Genomic DNA, 19,504 nt, shown 5'->3' on the forward strand with positions numbered 1-19,504 from the left:
AGAATGGTCCATGTGGACACTCGCGACCGTGAGCGGCGGGGTGGATCGTGGCACACATGAACGACGAGCAGCGGCCATCGGTCGAACGGCGGGAGCCACAGACGTCTCCCGAGCCGGCACCTGAATCCACGGCAACGGCGTCGTCGCAGCTCGTCGAGGTCTCGGAGGCCGAACCCGGCTGGGACCAGGGTTCGGCTCCGGCTGATCACTACGAACCCCTGTAGTCCCCTCGTTGCTCGACGCCCCACCCTGCCTTGGTGCCCTCGACGTGCTCGACCAAGCGCCGGTCCGGGTTCGGTCGACCTCTGTGGCCCGCCCTGGCAAGTACGCCACCCGGCGAAGTGAAAGCAAGGAGAACCATGCGAATCGTCCATATCCCGGCGACATTGGCGCTGGCCAGTGTCGCGGCGTGGGCTGCGCTACCAGGTGGCGTCGCCCTCGGGCAGACCCACGAGCTCGGCGCTGCCCCGGCCGCCGCCGCGAGACCGGCCCCGAAGGCCGACACGAAAGTGCGCACCGTCACCCTCGTCACCGGTGACACCGTGCGGGTCAGCAGCCGCAACGGGCAGCCCGTGGTGGACGTGGAGCCCGCCGCAGGCCGCGAAAAGGTCCCGTTCGTCACCGCGAGCGCGGGCGACGACATCCGGGTGATCCCCGCCGACGCCGCTGGCCTCCTCGCCAGTGGCCGACTCGACGAGCGTCTGTTCGACGTCTCGACGCTCCTCGACTTCGGATACGACGACACCCGCCGAACTCTTCCGCTCCTGATCCAAGGCAGCGCCCGGCTCACGGGTACCCGGTCGATGCAGCGGCTCGACGGTGTGACGGCGTACCAGCAGGATCGGGACAGGCCCACCGAGCTCTGGAAGAGTCTCACCGACGCGGGCGAGCTGCGTTCCGGCGTCACCAGGGTCTGGCTGGACGGACTGCGAAAGCCGACGCTGGACGTGAGCGTGCCCATGATCGGCGCTCCTGCAGCCTGGCAGGCCGGGCTGACCGGGACGGGTGTGAAGGTTGCCGTGATCGACACCGGTGTCGACCAGCAGCATCCGGATCTGGTGGACAACATCGCCGAAGCGGTCGACTTCACCGGCTCCGGGGATCTCAACGACTACGTGGGACATGGCACGCATGTCGCCTCGACGATCGCCGGGACGGGCGCCGCGTCCGTCGGTAGCCACCGAGGTGTCGCCCCTGACGCCACGCTGCTCAGCGCGAAGGTGTGCGTCCTGGAGGGCTGCTCCGAGTCGGCGATTCTCGCGGGCATGCAGTGGGCGGCCGAGCAGGGTGCAGATGTCGCCAACCTGAGTCTGGGTGGCGAGGACACCCCGGGGGTGGACCCGCTCGAGGCTGCCGTCCACGACCTGACCGCTCAGTACGGGACCCTCTTCGTGATCGCGGCGGGCAACAGCGGCCCCGGCGAGGGCACCATCAACTCGCCGGGTAGTGCCGAGGAGGCCCTCACGGTGGGGGCGGTGTCGAAGACGGCGGAGCTCGCGGAGTTCTCCAGTCGTGGGCCGACGACGACCGGCGCGTCCGTCAAACCAGACATCACCGCACCGGGTGTGGGCATCGCGGCGGCACTCTCCTCGACCAGCGACCTCACGCCGTTGCCCGACAACGGGGCGTACACCCGACTCAACGGCACGTCGATGGCCACGCCGCACGTGGCCGGTGCCGCTGCCCTGTTGGCCCAGGAGCATCCGCACTGGAGTGCCGGGCGGCTCAAGGCCACGCTGATGTCGGCGGCGGCGCCGAGCGACGCGCTCGGGCCGTACGAGCAGGGTGCGGGTCTGGTCGACGTCGCGCGCGCGATCGGCCAGGAGGTCACCGCCGATCCGGTCAGCCTCGGCTTCGATCGCGGGACGACCAGCCAGGATCGGACCGTCACCTACGTCAACAGCGGCGCGACGGACGTGACCCTGGACCTGACGCTGCACTCGAACGCGCCGGACGGGCTGTTCACGTTGAGTGCCTCGACGGTGACAGTGCCGGCTGCCGGAAGCGCGGCGGTGACAGTGACGGTCGCGCCGGGGGAGGACCTGCCGGACGAGCCCTTCGGAGGAGAGCTCACGGCCTCATCCGGCACGGTACGTGTCGAGACGCCGATCGCGCTGGACAAGGCACGACACACGTTGACCGTGCGCACCCCTGCCGCCAACGGCGACGACCCACGATGGGTGACCATGCTGACCGACATCGACCGGCAGACGATCACGGCGATCGCGCACACCGGCGAGAGCGCCATGGTGCGACTGCCGGCGGGGCGCTACGTCGCTCAGTCGTACCTGCTCACCGGCCCTGAGGACGACGTGGCGATCACTTCATTGGTCGACCCGGCGGTGACGCTCGATACTGATCGCACCGTCACGGTGGATGCACGTTCGGCGAAGCCGGTGGCGATCACGGTGCCGGACAGGTCGGCCGTTCCACGGCACACCGAGCTCGGCTGGACCATCCGCACGCAGGCGCCACAGATCTGGGGCTCCAACGACCCCTACAACGTCCTGATGAACATGGATCTCGCCAGTCTCCGAACCGGTTCGGCAAGGGGCAGCAAGAAGGCAACGGGCTTCGTCTCCTACATCTCGGGAACCTGGGCCCAGTCGCAGATCAACAGTCAGGCGGTCTATCAGGTCTACTTCTACGAGCGCGGCCGGATGATGGCCGGAAAGACCGAGGCCCTCCGCGCCGCCGACTTCGCCACCGTGCAGTCTCGGATCGGGGCGGACGTTCCCGACGTACCGGTCGATCGGGTCGCGGTGCCCCGGGCACCGGGCAACTCGCCGGTCTGGACCAGCATGGACGGCAGGACCAGGCCGCTCACGCTCAGGTACGACGCGCCGAGCACCGTCGTCGAGCACTACAACCGGGATCAGAAGGCCGAATGGCTCATCTCGAACAGCCAGTCGGGCTACACGCACTACGAGTCGGACTGGACGTCGTACGAGCCCGGCCGGGTCTACGACGTGAAGTGGGCGAACGGTGTCGAGGGGCCGGTGTTCCCGGAACCGGAGTTCGACCAGCAGTACGCGACGCGCTACTGGGGCGACACGTTCGGCGCCCCGGGACCGATGCACGGCGACGGCAGCGGGCACGAGGGGTTCCGGTTCCCGGGAAGCGGCACGGGTGATGTCACGGTCTATCGGAACGGGACGCAGGTCGGTCACACTTCGTGGTTCAGGGACGCCATCGACGTCCCGGCGGAGCCCGGCGACTACCTGGTCCACGCGAGGTTCGAGAGCGACCCGGCGTTCACTCTCTCCACGCTGGTCGACGCGGAGTGGAGGTTCGAGTCTGGGCACGTACCCGACGGCGAGCTGGTGCACCTTCCGATGACAGCTGTCCGCTTCTCGCCGGACCTCGACATCGAGAACACTGCCCCCGCCGGACGGTCGTTCAGACTGCCGATCTCGCTGGACCGGCAGATCGGTGCGGCGCCCGCGAAGGCCAGGGCTCTGACGGTCGAGGCATCGTTCGACGACGGCCGGACATGGCGGAAGCTGAACGTCGAGCGGCGGGGGGAGAAGGCGGTCGCTTCGGTGCAGCATCCGAGCGGCAGCGGCTTCGTCTCGCTGCGAGCGCGGGCAACCGACACCTCCGGCAACAGCGTGCGGCAGACGATCATCCGCGCGTACCGCTATCAGTAGACGACAGCGAGGTCCCCGGGCCGTGCTCCGGCCCGGGGACCTCGCCGTCGCGGTACAGACCGTGCACTGCGGCGGTCATCCGCCTATCCGCTCCGGCGTCGGAGGGTTGCGGATCCGAGGGCGGGTGCGGCCACGGTGAACCCGGCCACGACGATCAGATCGCCCTGCTGCGGACGGGGCCGGGTACGAGCGTCACCCGGACAGCGATGCCTGCTGGAGAGCGTGCCGTATCCCAGAGAGTGTCGGCTGCTGGTCACTGCCGGTCAGGGCAGCATCGAGATCCTCGAATGTGGGCCGCACCTGGCTGGCGCGGATGAGCCCGGTGTCGGTGAGGTCGACAAGGAGCGAGCGCCGGTCTTCGGGGTTCGGGGACCTGTGGACCAGCCCGAGCGTCTCCAGTCGATTCACCAGGCTCGTGGCAGTCGAAGCTTTGATGTGCAAGGTCGACATCACCCCCGTCATCGTCAACGGACCCCGTTCGAGCGCCAGCAGCAGGACGGCTTCACCGGCTCCGAGGTCGGCACTGCTGAGGCGGCGTTCGAGCAGTATGACTGTTCGATCCTGTCCAGCCGAATGGTTGCGGGTGCCGCGGCCAAGGCTGCGGTGGCGTTGATTTCGGTTGCGCAACCCGGGCATCGGCGTTGAGATGCTGGCGTGAGCGATGATCTGTGGGGCACCGACCGGCTCGACCTGACGGCCTATCTGGACAGGATCGGGGTGACCGAGCCACCCGGCCCGTCGCGCGAGGCTCTCGAGGAGCTCTACGACGCCCACCTGCGCACGTTCACCTTCGACAACATCGACGTGCTGCTCGAGCAGCATCCGGGCGTCGATCTGCCCGACGTGCAGGCGAAGTTCGCCGGCCGGGGGAGAGGCGGCTACTGCTTCGAGCACGGCACGCTGCTCGGCGCGGTGCTGGACCGGCTCGGCTTCGCCGTCGAGCGGCGGCTCGCCCGGGTCGGTCCCGACCCGACCGCGGCGGGACGTACGCATCTGGTGGTCGTGGTCGACCTGGACGGCGAGAGGCTGCTGCTCGATCCCGGGTTCGGGCTGAGCGTGTGGCGGCCGATCCCGCTGGTCGACGGGGCGGTCGACGAGGTCCGTGGCATCGCCCACCGGGTGCGCCGGGGCGAGCACGGCTGGGCGCTGGAGCGGGCCAAGGGCGACGGGTGGGAGCTGATGCACACCCACGACGAGGCGCTGGTCGTGCCCAGCGACGTCGCGCTCGGGCACCACTACACCAGCACCCACCCGACGGTGCACTTCCGTCACCGGCTGATCATGACCAAGCTCCTCGACGACAGACACCTCAGCCTCACCCACGACACCGTCACCATCCGTCGCGAGGGCGAGGAGACCGAACACCGCGAGATCGGGCTCGACGAGGCGATGGGCTACCTCGAGGAGGCTGGGGTGCCGCTCACCGACGAGGAGCGCAGGCGCCTCCGCGAGCGGCTGGCGACGCTCGCCTGAGAGGCGGCGCTAGCCGCGCGACCTCTCCTGCCCGTCCACGATCATCTGCAACGCCATGGTGGGGTCCTCGGAGAGGTCGGTGATCAGCTGACGGCGATCCAGGACGGCCTCGTCGAGATGCGGGCCGAGGGTGCCCAGCAGCTCACCGGTCGTCGTGGCCGGCATCGCGTTGAGCACGCGCGGGCCACGCCGGCCGGAGCTCGGCACCACACGCGCCAGCGCACCGGCCACCGACCGGGTGGCCTCCGCGAAGGGCGCGGTGATCTGGTCCGTGATCGGACTGAGCCAGTCCGCGGCGCGCTCGGCCTCGGCGCGGGACGTGCGCGCCTTGAGGTCCCCGAGACGTACGTCCTCCAGGGCCCGCTCGAGGCGACGCTGCTCCGCGAAGGCGAGGCCGACGGCGACGGCCGAGGCGAGGGCGCCGAGCAGCGCGAGGCTAGCGACCAGCATGGACCTTGACCTCGGCCACGACGCCCTCGTCGGCGAGCCGCTCGCGCAGCGACTCGGCCGCCTGGTCGTAGACCATCTTCGAGAGCAGCGCCGGCCGCACCTTGTGCAGCATGGTGGCTGCCTTGGTCTGTGCGGAGGCGAGCTCGAGCGGGTTGAGGATGCGGATGCTCAGCAGCCGGTCCTCGGGCGGGAGCTCGGCGTAGGCGGTGCGCGGCGCGGAGATGTCGGCCTGCTCCAGGCGCCACAGCAGACCGATGGTCTCGGCACGCAGCGCCTTGTTGGAGCGGCGCAGGCGCCAGGCGACAGCGCCTGCGGCCACGGCGATCACCAGCGCCACGACGGCGATCAGGGTGCTCAAGGCTCTCCTCGCATCACTTGGTGCCCGACGAGTTGCGGCCCGTCGGGTGGCCCGGTCGGACCAATCATGGAGTATCCGAGGATCGCTGTCAGCGGCGGTGGTCACAACACGGCGCGCCGGGTGATTCGAATTGTCGTTCGACATCATGTATCTTGATATCAAGAGATCGGGCGAGTGATCGCCGCAAAAGGTTAGGTGAGCCTTTGTTTTCCCGGCGTAGGTAGCCGGGGCAGGATGGGCCTCAAAGACTTGAGAACGTACGTCACTGTGGACGCGAGCAAGGAGATGAACGCGTTGGCCAGCAAGGACAGCTTCGGTGCCAAGAGCACCCTGGACGTGGACGGTAAGTCCTACGAGATCTTCCGCCTGGATGCGGTCAAGGGTGAGGGCCTCGACGTCGCGTCGCTGCCCTTCTCGCTGAAGGTGCTGCTGGAGAACCTCCTGCGCACCGAGGACGGCGCGAACATCACCGCCGACGACATCAAGGCGCTGGCGGGCTGGGACGAGACCGCCGAGCCCGACAAGGAGATCCAGTACACGCCGGCGCGCGTGATCATGCAGGACTTCACCGGCGTGCCCTGCATCGTCGACCTGGCCACCCTGCGCGAGGCTGCGGCCGAGCTCGGTGGCGACCCGACCAAGATCAACCCGCTCTCGCCCGCCGAGATGGTCATCGACCACTCCGTGATCGCCGAGGTCTTCGGCACCCCGGAGGCCTTCGAGCGCAACGTCGAGATCGAGTACGAGCGCAACCGCGAGCGCTACCAGTTCCTGCGCTGGGGCCAGACCGCCTTCGAGGACTTCAAGGTCGTCCCGCCGGGCACCGGCATCGTCCACCAGGTCAACATCGAGCACCTGGCCCGCACCGTCTTCACCCGTGAGGTCGACGGCGAGCTGCAGGCCTACCCCGACACCTGCGTCGGCACCGACTCCCACACCACCATGGTCAACGGCCTGGGCGTCCTCGGCTTCGGCGTCGGCGGCATCGAGGCCGAGGCCGCGCTGCTCGGTCAGCCGGTCTCCATGCTGATCCCGCGCGTGGTCGGCTTCAAGCTCCACGGCGACCTGCCCGAGGGCTCGACCGCCACCGACCTCGTGCTCACCATCACCGAGATGCTGCGCAAGCACGGTGTGGTCGGCAAGTTCGTCGAGTTCTACGGCGCCGGCGTGACCGCGCTGCCGCTGGCCAACCGCGCCACCATCGGCAACATGTCGCCCGAGTTCGGCTCCACCATCGCGATCTTCCCGGTCGACGAGGAGACCATCAACTACCTCAAGCTCACCGGCCGCTCCGAGGAGCAGCTGGCTCTGGTGGAGAAGTACGCCAAGGAGCAGGGCCTCTGGCACGACCCGGCCGCCGAGCCGCGCTACTCCGAGACGCTCGAGCTCGACCTCTCCACGGTCGTCCCGAGCATCGCCGGCCCGAAGCGCCCGCAGGACCGCGTCGAGCTCACCGACGCCAAGACCTCCTTCGAGGGCCACCTGCCGTCCTACACCTCCAAGACGGACGCCAAGGTCCCGGTCAAGCTGGCCGACGGCACCGAGTTCGAGCTGGAGAACGGCGCGGTCACGATCGCCTCGATCACCTCCTGCACCAACACCTCCAACCCGTCGGTCATGATCGGCGCCGCGCTGCTGGCGAAGAAGGCCGTCGAGAAGGGCCTGACCCGCAAGCCGTGGGTCAAGACCACCCTGGCGCCGGGCTCCAAGGTCGTCACCGACTACTACGACAAGGCCGGGCTGACCCCTTACCTGGAGAAGGTCGGCTTCAACCTCGTCGGCTACGGCTGCGTGACATGCATCGGCAACTCGGGCCCGATCATCCCCGAGGTCTCCGCCGCGGTGAACGACAACGACCTCGCCGTCGTCTCAGTGCTCTCCGGCAACCGCAACTTCGAGGGTCGGATCAACCCCGACGTGAAGATGAACTACCTCGCCTCGCCGCCGCTGGTCATCGCCTACGCCCTGGCCGGCAACATGAACATGAACCTGTTCGAGGACGCGCTGGGCCAGGACCAGGACGGCAACGACGTCTTCCTCAAGGACATCTGGCCGACCCCGGCCGAGGTCGAGGAGACCATCGCCACCGCGATCTCCTCCGACATGTTCACGAAGGACTACGCCGACGTGTTCGCGGGCGACGAGCGCTGGCAGAACCTGCCGACCCCGACCGGTGACACCTTCACCTGGGACGAGGAGTCGACCTACGTCCGCAAGGCTCCCTACTTCGAGGGCATGGCCAAGACCCCGGCGCCGGTCACCGACATCGAGGGTGCGCGCGTCCTGCTGAAGCTGGGCGACTCGGTCACCACCGACCACATCAGCCCCGCCGGCAACATCAAGAAGGACTCGCCGGCCGGCAAGTACCTCATCGAGCACGGTGTCGAGCAGCGTGACTTCAACTCCTACGGCTCGCGCCGAGGCAACCACGAGATCATGATCCGCGGCACCTTCGCCAACATCCGGATCAAGAACCAGGTCGCCCCGGGCACCGAGGGTGGTTACACGCGCGACTTCACCCAGCCCGACGCTCCGGTCAGCTTCATCTACGACGCCGCCCAGAACTACGCCGCGGCCGGCACCCCGCTGGTCGTCCTCGGCGGCAAGGAGTACGGCTCCGGCTCCTCGCGCGACTGGGCCGCCAAGGGCACCTCGCTCCTGGGCGTCAAGGCCGTCATCACCGAGTCGTTCGAGCGGATCCACCGCTCCAACCTCATCGGTATGGGCGTCATCCCGCTGCAGTTCCCGGCGGGCCAGAACGCCGAGAGCCTCGGTCTGACCGGTGAGGAGACCTTCTCGATCTCCGGCATCACCGCGCTCAACGAGGGCGTCACCCCGAAGACGGTCAAGGTCACCACCGACACCGGTGTCGAGTTCGACGCGGTCGTCCGCATCGACACCCCCGGTGAGGCCAACTACTACCGCAACGGCGGCATCCTGCAGTACGTGCTGCGCAGCCTGGTCAACGCCTGACCCTTCGCGGTCACCACGGCCCGTCGTCTCCCTTGGGAGGCGGCGGGCCGTTGCCGAATCGTGAACAAAAGGTGCTCTGCCGTGGTGGGCTACCTGGCACTCTGAGCCGACTTTGTCGAGCTGACCGGAATCGGGCCGGGCGAAGGGGGTGTGAAAGTGCGGTCTCCGATCCGTACGTCTGTGGTGCTGTGCCTCGTAGTCGCCTTGGGCCTGATGGCGGCCTGTGCGACGCCTGGTGGGGATGATCCCGTGGTGCCGCCGGGTGGCGCACTTCCGACCCGGCTCCATGACGTCGACCGTGACCTGCACGGAACGGACGAGGTCGGGCCGATCGGACCCCTCGCGGTCGCCTGGACCGCCGGCAAGGGGCGGATGATCGGCGGAATCCCACTCTTCCGGCCGCTCTACGAGCAGGGAGTCGTCGGCGTCTCCGCGGAGACCGGAGCGTACGCGTTCCTCGACATCCCGATGGAGGTGGGCACCTATCGCTGCGGCTTCGTCGAGCTCTCGCCGGACGGGCGGCGGATGGCGTTCTGGATCAGTCGAGTGTCCCGGCCATGGGCGCCATGGGCGTGCGACGACGCCAGCGCTCTCGGGGTCTACGACACGGTGACGGGCGAGGTTGTGCGGCGGTCGATCACGCTCGGGGAGAGCGTCGCATGGATCGACTCTGATCGGCTTGTCATCGGACAGTTCGGGTCCTTGCGGCCGCGCACCGATGACCTGCGGGCTGCGCCTTTCCGGGTCTGGGACGTACGCCGTCCCGCTGACGCGCACCGCGACGGCCTGCCGCGACCCTTGAGGGGCGTGCGGCTGCCGCTGCGGAGCGTCGATGGCGTCGCCATCGACGACACCTCGACCAGAGCCGTACGTGTCCGAAACGACCGCGGGCCGCTCCTGGTCGCGTCGTGGGACAACAGGCTGGGCGAGGAGAGTCTGCGGGTGCCAGGTCCGGAGGACTATGTGGCCGTCGTGGGCTGGCGTGACGAGGGCTCGGTGGTCGCGCTGACACAGACCGCAGACGATGCTCCCCGGAGTCTGGTGGCCACCGAGATCGAGACGGGCCGGCGGGAGGTCCTGACCAGGATCGACGGCACGTCCTCGGACCCGATCAGCTTCGCCGGCGATCTTCTCTCGGTTCCGCCCGTACCTCGCCCCGCCCCGCACGCCTCTGGGTGGTTCCACAGTCCTTTCGCCGTGGCGGGCCTGTCGTTGGCCATGATCCTGCTGGTCGGTACGGCACTGCTCGCCGCGGCGGCGCGGAGAAGGCGCGCGGGCGCGAACTGACGAGCCTGCCGAGGCGTCACGTACGTCGGTCGAGACGGCACAGCCCTGCCAGGTCGAGCGACGGGAGTGACGCTTCGACCGGCAGGGCTGACGCCTCGGCCGACGGGGGTGACGCCTCGGCGTCAGGTGAGTGAGGCGATCCGGGCCCGGCTGTCCTCGGTGAGGGAGGCCAGGAGAGCTTCGGCGGCCTCGTCGTGCTCGCCGGTGACGGCAGCGAGCTCGGTGACCGTCTCGTCAGGCAGGCCGGCGAGGATGGGGTCGATCACCGATGGCTCGTCGATGAAGAGTGCGAGCTGGAGGACGTCGCGGCCGGAGGCACCGTCGACGACCTTCAGTGAGGTCTCGGCGCCTACGACGCCGGTGAACCTTGCGAGCGTCAGCAGGTGTCCCCGGGCCATCAGGCGGCGGCCTACGTCGACGACGAGCGCCTCGTCGAGCTTGGCGATGATGCCCGAGACCCGGCTCGGGTCGAGGTGGACGGAGAGCTCGGCGAGGAACTCGGGCTTCAGGTGGCCGGCCAGCTTCGCGGCGTCGGCCGGCTCCATCACCGCGGCCACCCGGGCGCTGAGCATGGGACCCATCGCGACCTCGGCGATCTTCGCGGTGACGGCTGCGGGGAGCTTCTTGCTGACCGCGGCCAGCCCCTTCACCCGGGACTCGTGACGGCTGAACATCGCGTGCGAGACGATCCCGCGCAGGTCGCGGAGGTCGTCGGGGGAGGTGGTGGCGAGGAAGGCGAGCTCGGCCTCGTCGACGTGCATCTCGTGGGCGAGCTTGGTGATCTCCAGCGCGCTGGTCAGGGCGGTCATCGGGCGCCTCCGAGCATCCTCTGGACGACCCCGCGCAGCATCTTCGGCACCAGCTTCAGAGCCTCGTCGAGCGAGGCCTCGAACGCCTTGTCCTCCGCGGTCATCGCACCCTGCGTCAGATCGTTGAACCGGCCCAGCTGCTCGTCGTCGTACGCCTCCAGCGGCGCGAGCCGCGTGGCCGGCACGCCCAGCGTGGCAGCGAGCCGGTCGAGTCCCTCACTCATCGATTCCTCTCTCACCGGACGTGGCACCTTCGGCCCCCGGCGGCGCCACTATATGCAGGCCGCCCGCGTGTTTGGATAGTGTTTCGACATGCACGCAGCGTTCTCGATCGCCCGCGCGACGGGCGTCCGGCCCGGCGGCTCGGCGGCCGTCCGCGTCGCGAAGTGGAAGGAGCCCCGATGCTCGTAGCGTTCTCCGTCGCGCCGAGCGGCACCGGCCGCGCCGATGGTTCCGTGTCCGACGCCGTCGCCGCGGCGGTTCGCGTGGTGAGGGAGTCAGGGCTCCCGAACCGGACCGACGCGATGTTCACGACGATCGAAGGCGACTGGGACTCGTGCCTCGACGTCGTGAAGCGGGCGACCGAGGCGGTCGCCCCCTACGGGTCACGGGTGTCCCTGGTCCTGAAGGCGGACATCCGGCCGGGCTACGAGGGCGAGCTCGACGCGAAGCTCGAGCGGCTCGAAGAGGCGCTGGAGGACTGAGGCCCGGCCCCCGCGATTCCGGATGGCCGAGAAGGTCGAGGACAATCGACCCCATGGTCGAACTTCTCCTCGCCGTCACCTTCGCGTGCGGGCTGGTCGTGGCTGTCGCCCACGTCATCAACAGTCGCTTCATCGCACCCGTCTACGACGTCGTGGCGAACCTCACCGGCTTCGTGTGCGCGGTCGCTGCCTCGACGCTGCTCCACCACTGGATTCCCGCGCTGCTCGCCGCACTCGCCGTCTGCTGCTGGCTGGCGCTCGCGCTGCGTACGCTGGGAGCCATCCGCCGTCGGGAACCGCTTCTCGGACAGGTGCCCCCTCATCGGGACTCCAGCGTCAGCAGCCACTGACCGAAGCCGTTGACCAGGCTCGGACGCCTCCGCGGGTCCGGCTGGTGCTCCGGGCCGACATCCGGCCCGGTCGCACCAGCCAGCTCACCGCGAAGGTCGAGCGGATCGAGGCTCAGAGCCCGCGGGCCATCGCGTCCTGTCCGGTCTTGATGGCCTCCCGGATCCGGGAGTAGGTGCCGCAGCGGCAGACGTTGCGGATCGTGTCGAGATCGGCCTCGGTGATGGCACGGCCCTCCGCGCGGACCTTGTTGACGAGCGCGACCGCGGTCATGATCTGGCCGGGCTGGCAGTAGCCGCACTGGGCGACGTCGTGCTCGAGCCAGGCCTCCTGCATCGGGTGCAGCCCGTCGCCGGGTGCGGTGTCGGCCAGGCCCTCGATGGTGGTGATCTCGTCGTCGGCGCCGACGTCGGCGACCCGCACCGAGCACGGGTTGAACGCCTTGCCGTTGATGTGCGACGTACAGGCCTTGCAGACGTTGATGCCGCAGCCGTACTTCGGGCCGGTGACGCCGAGGATGTCGCGCAGGACCCACAGGATGCGTACGTCGTCCTCGACGTCGACGGTGACGGTCTCGCCGTTGAGCTGGAAGGTGTGAGAAGGCATCGCAGGACCTCAGAACGTGTAGGCGAGGCCGTCGGTCGGCGACTCGGGGACGGGTGGGACGAAGGACTTGGGCTCGAAGTGGAGCGGCTCGTGGAAGTTGATCGGGAACTCCGTGGGCACCTTGCCGGTCGCGCGGGCGTACGCGCAGGCGACCGCGGCCATCGAGGCGGCCACGCCGGCCTCGCCGACACCGCCGGGCTGGTTGCCGTGCGACTCCATCACCTCGCACTCGAACTCGAACGGCGTGTTCCACTGGCGGGTGTAGGCCGAGTTGTCCCAGCTCGCCTCCAGGAAGTGACCGTCGACCAGGTGGTTGCTGTAGGTCAGCGCCTGGCACATCCCGTCGGAGAAGCCGCCCATCATCTGGGCCTTCACCCCGGCCGGGTTGATCACCAGGCCGACGTCGGCGACCACGACCGCCTTGGTGACCCGAGGTCCGGTGACGGCGTCGCGCACCTTCCGGTTGACCGTCTCGGGGCGGCAGTCGATCTCGACGAGCACCGCGGTGGCGCCCTTGTACTCCTTGTGGATCGCGATGCCCTGGGCCGTGCCGGCGGGCATCGAACGACCCCAGTCACCGATCTCGGCGGCGCGGTCGAGCACCCGCTTGACGACGTCGCTCTTGAGGTACTTTCGCCGGAAGGTGACCGGGTCCTGCTTCAGCTTCTTGGCGAGCTGGTCGACCATCAGCTCGCTGGCGGTGGCGACGTCGGGGGAGTAGATGTTGCGTACCGAGCTGGTGTTGAACCGGTCGACCGCGGGCTTGGGCTCGTTGAGCAGCTGGGTGACGACCCCGAAGTTGTAGGGCAGCTCGGTGGCGAGCAGGAAGATCGACTCGGAGAAGCTCAGGTTCGACAGACCGGGCGGGAGTGCCGCCACCTCGGCCGTCAGCCGCTCGCCGAGACCATGGGTGAAGTCACAGGCCACGCTGGCGTGGCGCTGCTCGAAGGTGAGCACGCTGCCGGCCAGCACGGTCGCGCGGATCTGGGAGACCGCCATCGGGTGCACCCGGCCCTGGCGCGGCTCGTCGGCGCGGTGCCACATCAGCTTGACCGGCGCACCGAACTCCTTGGACGCGTGCGCGGCCTCGACCGCGGCGTCGCTGAACAGCTTGCGGCCGAAGGAGCCGCCGCCCTGGACCACGTTGACCGTCACGTCGGTCTGCGCGATCCCGAGTGCCTTGGCGATCCTGCCCTGGGCGTCGATCGGCGACTTGAGACCGCCCCAGACGGTGGCCTTCCCGTCGCGTACGTCGGCGACCGCGCAGTTGGGCTCGAGAGCCGAGCCGCTGCGGAAGTGGAAGGTGAACTCGCCGTCGACCGAGGTGGCGCCGACCTTGGGCACCGCGAGCGGGATCTGCCCGGCCCTGAGCTCGGCCCGGATGTCCTTGGCCGACATCGTGGTCACGGTGCCGGAGTTCCAGGTGACGTCCAGCGCGCGTACGGCGTCGATGCACTGACCGAAGGTCTTGGCCCGGACCGCGACGCCGGTGGGGATGATCGCGACGTGGGTGACGCCGGGCATCCTCTCGATCTCGGCCATGTTCCTGATCTCGTCCGGGGTGCCGTTGAGCTCGGGCGCCCGGCAGACCATCGTGGGCAGCGCGCCCGGGATGTCGAGGTCCATCGCGAACCTCTTCTTGCCGGTGACGGCCGCGCGCGCGTCGACGCGGCGGTGCGGCTTGCCGACGACGGTGTGCTCCGAGGTCTCCTTCAGCTCGACCTCGACCTTCTCGGTCGTCGGCTTCGCGGCCTTGGCGGCCGCCTCGCCGTACGTCACCGAGGACCCGTCCGGAGCACTGATCACGCCACCCTTGGAGACCAGTTGCGCCACCGTGCCCCCGAGCATGATCGCGGCCGCTTCGAGTAGCGCCTTGCGGGCGATCGCGGCGGCGACGCGGACCGGGGTGTACATCGAGATGATCGTGTTCGAGCCGCCGGTCAGCTGGTTGAAGAGCAGCTCGGGGCGGGCCGGCGCCAGGGTGACGTGCACGTGGTCGACCGGGAGGTCCAGTTCCTCGGCGATCAGCATCGACACGGCGGTCGTGATGCCCTGGCCGACCTCCATCCGCGGCAGCGCGAAGTGGGCGTGACCCTTCTCGTCGACCTCGATCGCGATCAGGTTCGACGTCGGCGCCGCACAGTGCGTCAGGAAGTCGTTGAGGTCGTAGAGCTCGGGTACCTGCGGCACCGATGGGATGGGTGCCGCCTGGGCGGCGGAGGGTGTCAGGCCGAGATCGGCGGCGGCGATCAGGGTCGCGCCGCCGACGACGTATCCGACGAATGATCGTCTGGAGACCCGAGCAGGGCCTTCCGAGTTGTGCGTCCCCATGTGAAATCACTCCTGGCGTGGGCAGGGTCCGAGTTTTGTGACCACCGACACATAGCACCATTCACCAGGCAGATCTCGGTTGGGAAGGGCGCGTCGGGAAATGTGTGAGGCCCCGACACCCGGGTTGGAGACAGATCACATGGGGCTCGAAGCGTGACCGTCGCCACACTCGCGCGTTGATCTTGTTGACGCCGCAACCGCCAGCGAAACACCGAGGGAGCGCGATGAGCACAGAGCCGATCAAACGCATCGTCGCGGGCATCAGGGAGGACCTCCCGCACACCGTGGAGCTCTTCCTGAAGCACAACTGGGACCAGGTGCCGGCCTATGCGGTCAGCCCCGACCCCGAGCTGCGCAAGGAGGTCGGCGACCACGCCGAGGCGGTCTTCCTGGCGGTGCTCACCACGCTGGAGGAGGGACGCGCGGCCGTACGCGAGGACTTCCAGTTCACCGTCGACCAGGCGACTCGCCGGGTTCGTCAGGGGGTCGCGCTGGCCGACTTCCTGCAGGCCTTCCGCATCGGCCAGGTGGCGCTGTGGGAGCGCATCGTCGAGATCGCCGCCGCCGACCCGGAGACCAGCCGTGCAGCGCTCCCGGTGGCCTCGCACGTGATGCAGGTGATCGAGGTCGGGAGCACGGTCGCCGCCGAGGCCTACCTCGCCGCCCATCAGGTCGAGCTCGCCGAGGGCGACCGGATCCGCCGCGACCTCGTCGAGGACCTGCTCGCTGGACGAGCGGTCCGGCCGGGTCCGATGCTCGAGGTGGCCCGCAGGTGCGGGCTGGAGCCGGACGACCGGGTCATCGTCCTGATCGCGGTGCCGGTGCGGCCGCTACGCCCCGGTCGGAGCCTGCGGGAGGCACTTCGGCACGTACGCACCGAGCTGGGCCCCGCCCGGGAGGGGGTCACCGTGATCCGTCAGGAGCAGCTCGTCGGGATCCTGCCCGTCGCCACCGGCGACGTCAGGACGATCGTGCCCGACCTGCGGCGCATCTACCGTCAGCTCGCGCGGGAGGGATTCGAGCTGGCGGTCGGCGCCAGCACGGTGCACGCCGGGCTGGCGGCCGTGCCCGCTGCGTACGCCGAGGCGGGCATCGCACGCGACGTCCTCGGTGCGGAGCCCGGCGTGATGGCCCTGCCGATGATCTCGACGATCGACTACCTGGTGCTGCGCGAGGATCCCACCGCCCGCCGCCTGGTGCGCCCGGCGCTGCGCCAGTTCGTCGAGGAGGACCTCTCGCGCGACCGCGTCATGATCGACACCATGCTGGCGTACGTCGCCTGCGACCTCAACGCCAAGCTGGCCGCCGAGCAGCTGCACGTCCACGTCAACACCGCCTACCACCGGCTCGAGCGGATCGCCGAGCGCACCGGCTGCGACCTGCGCCGCTTCGCCGACGTCGAGGAGCTGATCTTCGCGATCCGGCTGCTCACCGAGCCTCGCCGGACGGTGCGGGCCTAGACCGCGGCCGGCTTCCGACCGTAGAACCAGTAGACCGCCGCACCGAGCAGGTTGGTGCTGCCCCACAGCCGCCACAGGATGCGCGGTCCGCGGATCTCGTCGTCCGAGCGCTTCTGCAGGTCACGCAGGATCACCGGCGCCACTGCCGCCTGGGCCGCGAGCGCGCCCGTGGTCAGGATCGCCTTCTTCTGCTTCTTGGTCAGTGCCATGACGCCAGTCTTTGCCTTGGTTTGTGCTCAGTCAAGGGACGTAGGTCTACAGGAGTGTCGTCAGGTCGGCGGTGGAGGGGAGGAGGTGGGTGTGGGGCTCGGTGGCGAGCTGCTCGTGGGTGAAGGAGCCGGTCGCGACGCCGACGACGAAGCCCGCCCCGGCGTTGGTGCCGGCGCCGAGGTCGTTGGGGGTGTCGCCGGCGACCAGCACGCGGCGTACGTCGGTGACGCCGGTGGCCTCCATGCAGTGGAAGACGAGGTAGGGGGCGGGGCGGCTGGCGGCGACGACGTCGGAGGTGACGACGGCGTCGACGGTCGAGTCGGCGCCCGGGCCGACGGTCCAGCCGAGGCCGTCGAGGATGGCGGCGGCGATCTCGGCCGAGTAGCCGGTCTGCAGCGCCACCTTCACGCCGCGCGAGCGCAGCGCCTCGAACATCTCGGGCACGCCGGGGAAGGGCTGCGGCGGGGTCTCACGGTAGGCGGTGACGAGGCGCTCCCGGAAGCCGTCGAAGATCTTGTCGACCTGCGCGGTGCTCGGGTCCTGGCCGAGTCCGCGCAGCAGCCCCTGGATCGCCTCCCACTTCGAGGTGCCCTTCCATTGCAGCAGCAGGTCGTGGGGGACCGGCTCGCCGGCGGCGTCGGCGACGGTCGAGTCGAGCACGTCGTAGACCAGCCCGCCCTCGTCGACGGTGGTGCCGGCCATGTCCAGGGCGGCCAGCTCGAAGCGGAGCCCGAGACGATCGGTGGGGTCGAACGCGGTCACGAGATCTCCTTGAGGATGCGTACGTCGGTGCGGATCCCCGCCGCGGACGGGCGGGTGTTGTCGATGGTGAAGGTGACGCGGTCGGGCCGGTAGCGGTCGTCGGCGTACTCCAGCGGGGTGCCGTCGGCCGCCGTCGCCCGGCGGCGCTCGCGCAGAAGCGGGCTGCCGACGGCGATGTCGAGGAGGTCGGCGTCGGTCTCGTCGGCGGCGACGGCGTCCATGGTGTGGCGGGCGCCGTGCAGGTCGACGCCGGCGCTGGTGAGGTAGGCGTAGAGCGAGCCGGAGTCGGGGTCGAAGTCGAAGAGCAGCCGTCCGACGCGCTCCACGAAGGTGCTGCGCTCGAGCATCGCGGGATGGCCGTCGAGGAGGCGGACCCGGAGCACGTCGACGACCGGGTCGCCCTCGTCGATGTCGAGCGCCTCGGCGGCCGCGGCGGTGGCGCCACGCCGGGCGACCTCGATGGTGCGCTGGCCCGGGGTGCGGCCGATCTGCTGCACCCAGGCGCTGAACGAGATCAGCTGCTCGAAGGGCTGGCCGAGGGCGGTGTCGCGCACGGTCGGCGGTCGCCCCTGGCCGCCGGTGAGCAGCCCCTCGCGGCGCAGGGTCGCCAACGCGGTGCGGATCGTGCCGCGGGAGGCCCCGAACTGCTCGCACAGCTGCGCCTCCGACGGGATCGGGGCGCCGGTCGGCAGCTCGCCGCCGATGATCCGGGTTCGGATGGCCTCGGCGACCTGGGTGTGCAACGGACTGCTCATGCCAGCAGGCTACAACTTGATCAGACAAGTGTGGGCGCTTGCATTGTGAACAGCGAGAGAACGCTGGTGAAGCGCGATGGGATGGAGGAAAACGACCGGTTAACTTGTCTGTACATGTTTGCTCCAGGTGTTGACCGGGCCGGTGCCGGGCAGAAGTGTTCGGGCCGTGCCAACTCATTCGACCACCACCGACACGGGCGCTGACCTCGTCGTCATCGGCGCCGGGATCGTCGGCCTCGCGCATGCCGCCGAAGGCCTCGCCCGGGGCCTGCGGGTCCACGTCATCGAGCGTGACGAGCGCGCCGTGGGCGCCTCGGTCCGCAACTTCGGCCACGTCTGCGCCACCGCCCAGTCGGGCCAGGCGCTGACGTACGCCCTGGCCGCGCGGGAGCGCTGGATCGCCCTCGGCGAGCAGGCGGGGTTCGGGGTCGAGGAGACCGGCACCGTCGTCGTCGCCCGCACCGAGGCGGAGCTGGCCGTGCTCGAGGAGTTCGCCGCCGCCCGCGGCACCGAGCAGGCGCTCCTGCTCGACGCCGACGCCACCCGCGCCCTGTTCCCGCCGGCCACCGCGGACGTCGTCGGCGGCGCCCACCTGCCGCTCGACCTCCGCGTCGACCCCCGCGAGGCGCTCCCCGCGATCGCCGTCTGGCTCGAGGCCCAGGGCGTCCGGTTCAGCTGGGCGACCCACGTGGGCGCCGTCGACCCCGTCGCGGACGGGGTGGAGATCCGCACCAGCCGCGGAACCATCCGTTCCGCCCGGGTCGTGCACGCCGCCGGCCACGACGTCGACCGGCTCTTCCCGCAGGTGGCCGAGAAGGCAGGCGTACGCCGCTGCCGGCTGCAGATGCTCGAGGTCGCGCCTCCGGGCGATGTCGAGATCGAGCCGGCGGTGCTGACCGGGCTCTCCATGCTCCGCTACGGCGGGTTCGCCGAGACCACGGCCGCGGCCGGCGTACGCGCGCAGTTCGAGGCCACCGGCCCCGAGCTCCTCGACGTCGTCATGAACCTCATGCTCACCCAGCGTCCTGGGACCGACGGCCGGCCCGGCTCGATCGTCCTGGGCGACACCCACCACTACGACCGCACGCACCAGCCCTTCGACGACGAGTACGTCGCCGAGCTGGTGCTGCGGGAAGGGGCGCGGCTGCTCGGGGCTCCGCTCACCGTCCGGCGTCGCTGGCGGGGGGTCTACGCGGACTCCCCGCTGACCGACTTCCTCGTCGACGAGCCGTTCCCGGGCCTCCGGGTCGTCTCGGTGACGTCGGGCATCGGCATGACCACCGCACTGGGCCTCGCGCCCGCCGTTCTCGACCAGCTGCTCTGATCAC

The 19,504-nt window shown here is 69.7% G+C and carries 18 protein-coding genes; 8 read left to right on the forward strand and 10 right to left on the reverse strand.

Annotated features, from left to right (window positions below; genetic code table 11):
- Positions 1-359 precede the first annotated feature (359 nt).
- Positions 360-3,650 (forward strand): S8 family peptidase, encoded by a 3,291-nt coding sequence (locus HD557_RS11590; RefSeq protein WP_196873995.1) that lies wholly within the window; start codon positions 360-362, stop codon positions 3,648-3,650.
- A 192-nt stretch (positions 3,651-3,842) separates the two neighbouring features.
- On the opposite strand, the gene HD557_RS11595 is transcribed toward HD557_RS11590, so the two are convergent.
- Positions 3,843-4,286 (reverse strand): MarR family winged helix-turn-helix transcriptional regulator, encoded by a 444-nt coding sequence (locus HD557_RS11595; protein WP_196873996.1) that lies wholly within the window; start codon positions 4,284-4,286, stop codon positions 3,843-3,845.
- An 18-nt stretch (positions 4,287-4,304) separates the two neighbouring features.
- On the opposite strand from HD557_RS11595, the gene HD557_RS11600 reads away from it, so the two are divergent.
- On the forward strand, positions 4,305-5,123 hold the full coding sequence (locus HD557_RS11600) for an arylamine N-acetyltransferase family protein (RefSeq protein ID WP_196873997.1): 819 nt from the start codon (positions 4,305-4,307) through the stop codon (positions 5,121-5,123).
- Between the two features lie 9 nt (positions 5,124-5,132).
- Here the strand turns inward: HD557_RS11600 and HD557_RS11605 are convergent, their stop codons facing one another.
- Both HD557_RS11605 and HD557_RS11610 read right to left on the reverse strand, forming a co-directional pair.
- A complete protein-coding gene (locus tag HD557_RS11605; protein WP_008360298.1) occupies positions 5,133-5,573 on the reverse strand; it encodes a hypothetical protein in 441 nt (146 codons plus the stop codon).
- A complete protein-coding gene (locus HD557_RS11610) occupies positions 5,560-5,931 on the reverse strand; it encodes a hypothetical protein (RefSeq protein ID WP_008360297.1) in 372 nt (123 codons plus the stop codon). The genes HD557_RS11605 and HD557_RS11610 overlap by 14 nt, the downstream gene beginning before the upstream one ends.
- A 285-nt stretch (positions 5,932-6,216) precedes the next feature.
- Here HD557_RS11610 and acnA point away from each other — a divergent pair, with 285 nt between their 5' ends.
- Together acnA and HD557_RS11620 are read left to right on the forward strand one after the other, a co-directional pair.
- The gene (gene acnA / locus HD557_RS11615; RefSeq protein WP_269210639.1) at positions 6,217-8,904 is read left to right on the forward strand and encodes an aconitate hydratase AcnA; all 2,688 of its coding nucleotides are present in this window, start codon (positions 6,217-6,219) and stop codon (positions 8,902-8,904) included.
- 156 nt (positions 8,905-9,060) lie between these two features.
- Positions 9,061-10,191, forward strand: coding sequence for a hypothetical protein (locus tag HD557_RS11620; protein ID WP_196873998.1), 1,131 nt, complete (start codon positions 9,061-9,063; stop codon positions 10,189-10,191).
- Between the two features lie 122 nt (positions 10,192-10,313).
- Here the strand turns inward: HD557_RS11620 and HD557_RS11625 are convergent, their stop codons facing one another.
- Positions 10,314-11,000, reverse strand: a complete 687-nt coding sequence (locus HD557_RS11625) for a hypothetical protein (protein WP_196873999.1) — start codon at positions 10,998-11,000, stop codon at positions 10,314-10,316.
- A complete protein-coding gene (locus HD557_RS11630; protein WP_040755518.1) occupies positions 10,997-11,224 on the reverse strand; it encodes a hypothetical protein in 228 nt (75 codons plus the stop codon). Before HD557_RS11630 ends, HD557_RS11625 begins: the two co-directional genes overlap by 4 nt.
- A 177-nt stretch (positions 11,225-11,401) precedes the next feature.
- Between HD557_RS11630 and HD557_RS11635 the strand changes: the two genes are divergently transcribed.
- Both HD557_RS11635 and HD557_RS11640 read left to right on the forward strand, forming a co-directional pair.
- Positions 11,402-11,704, forward strand: a complete 303-nt coding sequence (locus HD557_RS11635; RefSeq protein ID WP_008360289.1) for a thiamine-binding protein — start codon at positions 11,402-11,404, stop codon at positions 11,702-11,704.
- 53 nt (positions 11,705-11,757) lie between these two features.
- Positions 11,758-12,054 (forward strand): hypothetical protein, encoded by a 297-nt coding sequence (locus HD557_RS11640; protein ID WP_008360287.1) that lies wholly within the window; start codon positions 11,758-11,760, stop codon positions 12,052-12,054.
- A gap of 112 nt (positions 12,055-12,166) precedes the next feature.
- Here the strand turns inward: HD557_RS11640 and HD557_RS11645 are convergent, their stop codons facing one another.
- Both HD557_RS11645 and HD557_RS11650 read right to left on the reverse strand, forming a co-directional pair.
- A complete protein-coding gene (locus tag HD557_RS11645) occupies positions 12,167-12,658 on the reverse strand; it encodes a (2Fe-2S)-binding protein (protein ID WP_008360285.1) in 492 nt (163 codons plus the stop codon).
- 9 nt (positions 12,659-12,667) lie between these two features.
- Positions 12,668-14,989, reverse strand: a complete 2,322-nt coding sequence (locus HD557_RS11650) for a molybdopterin cofactor-binding domain-containing protein (protein ID WP_196874000.1) — start codon at positions 14,987-14,989, stop codon at positions 12,668-12,670.
- A 224-nt stretch (positions 14,990-15,213) separates the two neighbouring features.
- Here HD557_RS11650 and HD557_RS11655 point away from each other — a divergent pair, with 224 nt between their 5' ends.
- Positions 15,214-16,449: a PucR family transcriptional regulator gene (locus HD557_RS11655; RefSeq protein WP_196874001.1), complete on the forward strand. Its 1,236-nt coding sequence runs from the start codon at positions 15,214-15,216 to the stop codon at positions 16,447-16,449.
- Here the strand turns inward: HD557_RS11655 and HD557_RS11660 are convergent.
- Genes HD557_RS11660 through HD557_RS11670 form a run of 3 tightly spaced genes read right to left on the reverse strand, consistent with a single transcriptional unit; the run spans position 16,446 to position 18,176 of the window.
- Positions 16,446-16,658 carry a hypothetical protein gene (locus tag HD557_RS11660; RefSeq protein ID WP_008360282.1) on the reverse strand — a complete coding sequence of 71 codons (213 nt, stop codon included), beginning with the start codon at positions 16,656-16,658 and terminating at the stop codon, positions 16,446-16,448. The genes HD557_RS11655 and HD557_RS11660 overlap by 4 nt on opposite strands.
- Positions 16,659-16,704: 46 nt before the next feature.
- Positions 16,705-17,421 carry a phosphonatase-like hydrolase gene (locus HD557_RS11665; protein WP_196874002.1) on the reverse strand — a complete coding sequence of 239 codons (717 nt, stop codon included), beginning with the start codon at positions 17,419-17,421 and terminating at the stop codon, positions 16,705-16,707.
- On the reverse strand, positions 17,418-18,176 hold the full coding sequence (locus HD557_RS11670; protein ID WP_196874003.1) for a GntR family transcriptional regulator: 759 nt from the start codon (positions 18,174-18,176) through the stop codon (positions 17,418-17,420). The genes HD557_RS11665 and HD557_RS11670 overlap by 4 nt, the downstream gene beginning before the upstream one ends.
- Before the next feature lie 166 nt (positions 18,177-18,342).
- Between HD557_RS11670 and HD557_RS11675 the strand changes: the two genes are divergently transcribed.
- Complete coding sequence (locus tag HD557_RS11675) at positions 18,343-19,500, forward strand: TIGR03364 family FAD-dependent oxidoreductase (RefSeq protein ID WP_196874004.1); 1,158 nt, start codon at positions 18,343-18,345, stop codon at positions 19,498-19,500.
- Positions 19,501-19,504 lie beyond the last annotated feature (4 nt).

The sequence above is a fragment of the Nocardioides luteus genome (assembly GCF_015752315.1).
GTDB lineage: Bacteria > Actinomycetota > Actinomycetes > Propionibacteriales > Nocardioidaceae > Nocardioides.

Bases quoted from the DNA above. Each gene is read 5' to 3' on its own strand.
- HD557_RS11590 (WP_196873995.1), top strand. From the start codon at position 360: ATGCGAATCGTCCATATCCCGGCGACATTGGCGCTGGCCAGTGTCGCG.
- HD557_RS11595 (WP_196873996.1), bottom strand. From the start codon at position 4,286: ATGCCCGGGTTGCGCAACCGAAATCAACGCCACCGCAGCCTTGGCCGC.
- HD557_RS11605 (WP_008360298.1), bottom strand. From the start codon at position 5,573: ATGCTGGTCGCTAGCCTCGCGCTGCTCGGCGCCCTCGCCTCGGCCGTC.
- acnA (WP_269210639.1), top strand. From the start codon at position 6,217: ATGAACGCGTTGGCCAGCAAGGACAGCTTCGGTGCCAAGAGCACCCTG.
- HD557_RS11625 (WP_196873999.1), bottom strand. From the start codon at position 11,000: ATGACCGCCCTGACCAGCGCGCTGGAGATCACCAAGCTCGCCCACGAG.
- HD557_RS11630 (WP_040755518.1), bottom strand. From the start codon at position 11,224: ATGAGTGAGGGACTCGACCGGCTCGCTGCCACGCTGGGCGTGCCGGCC.
- HD557_RS11635 (WP_008360289.1), top strand. From the start codon at position 11,402: ATGCTCGTAGCGTTCTCCGTCGCGCCGAGCGGCACCGGCCGCGCCGAT.
- HD557_RS11640 (WP_008360287.1), top strand. From the start codon at position 11,758: ATGGTCGAACTTCTCCTCGCCGTCACCTTCGCGTGCGGGCTGGTCGTG.
- HD557_RS11645 (WP_008360285.1), bottom strand. From the start codon at position 12,658: ATGCCTTCTCACACCTTCCAGCTCAACGGCGAGACCGTCACCGTCGAC.
- HD557_RS11650 (WP_196874000.1), bottom strand. From the start codon at position 14,989: ATGGGGACGCACAACTCGGAAGGCCCTGCTCGGGTCTCCAGACGATCA.
- HD557_RS11655 (WP_196874001.1), top strand. From the start codon at position 15,214: ATGAGCACAGAGCCGATCAAACGCATCGTCGCGGGCATCAGGGAGGAC.
- HD557_RS11660 (WP_008360282.1), bottom strand. From the start codon at position 16,658: ATGGCACTGACCAAGAAGCAGAAGAAGGCGATCCTGACCACGGGCGCG.
- HD557_RS11670 (WP_196874003.1), bottom strand. From the start codon at position 18,176: ATGAGCAGTCCGTTGCACACCCAGGTCGCCGAGGCCATCCGAACCCGG.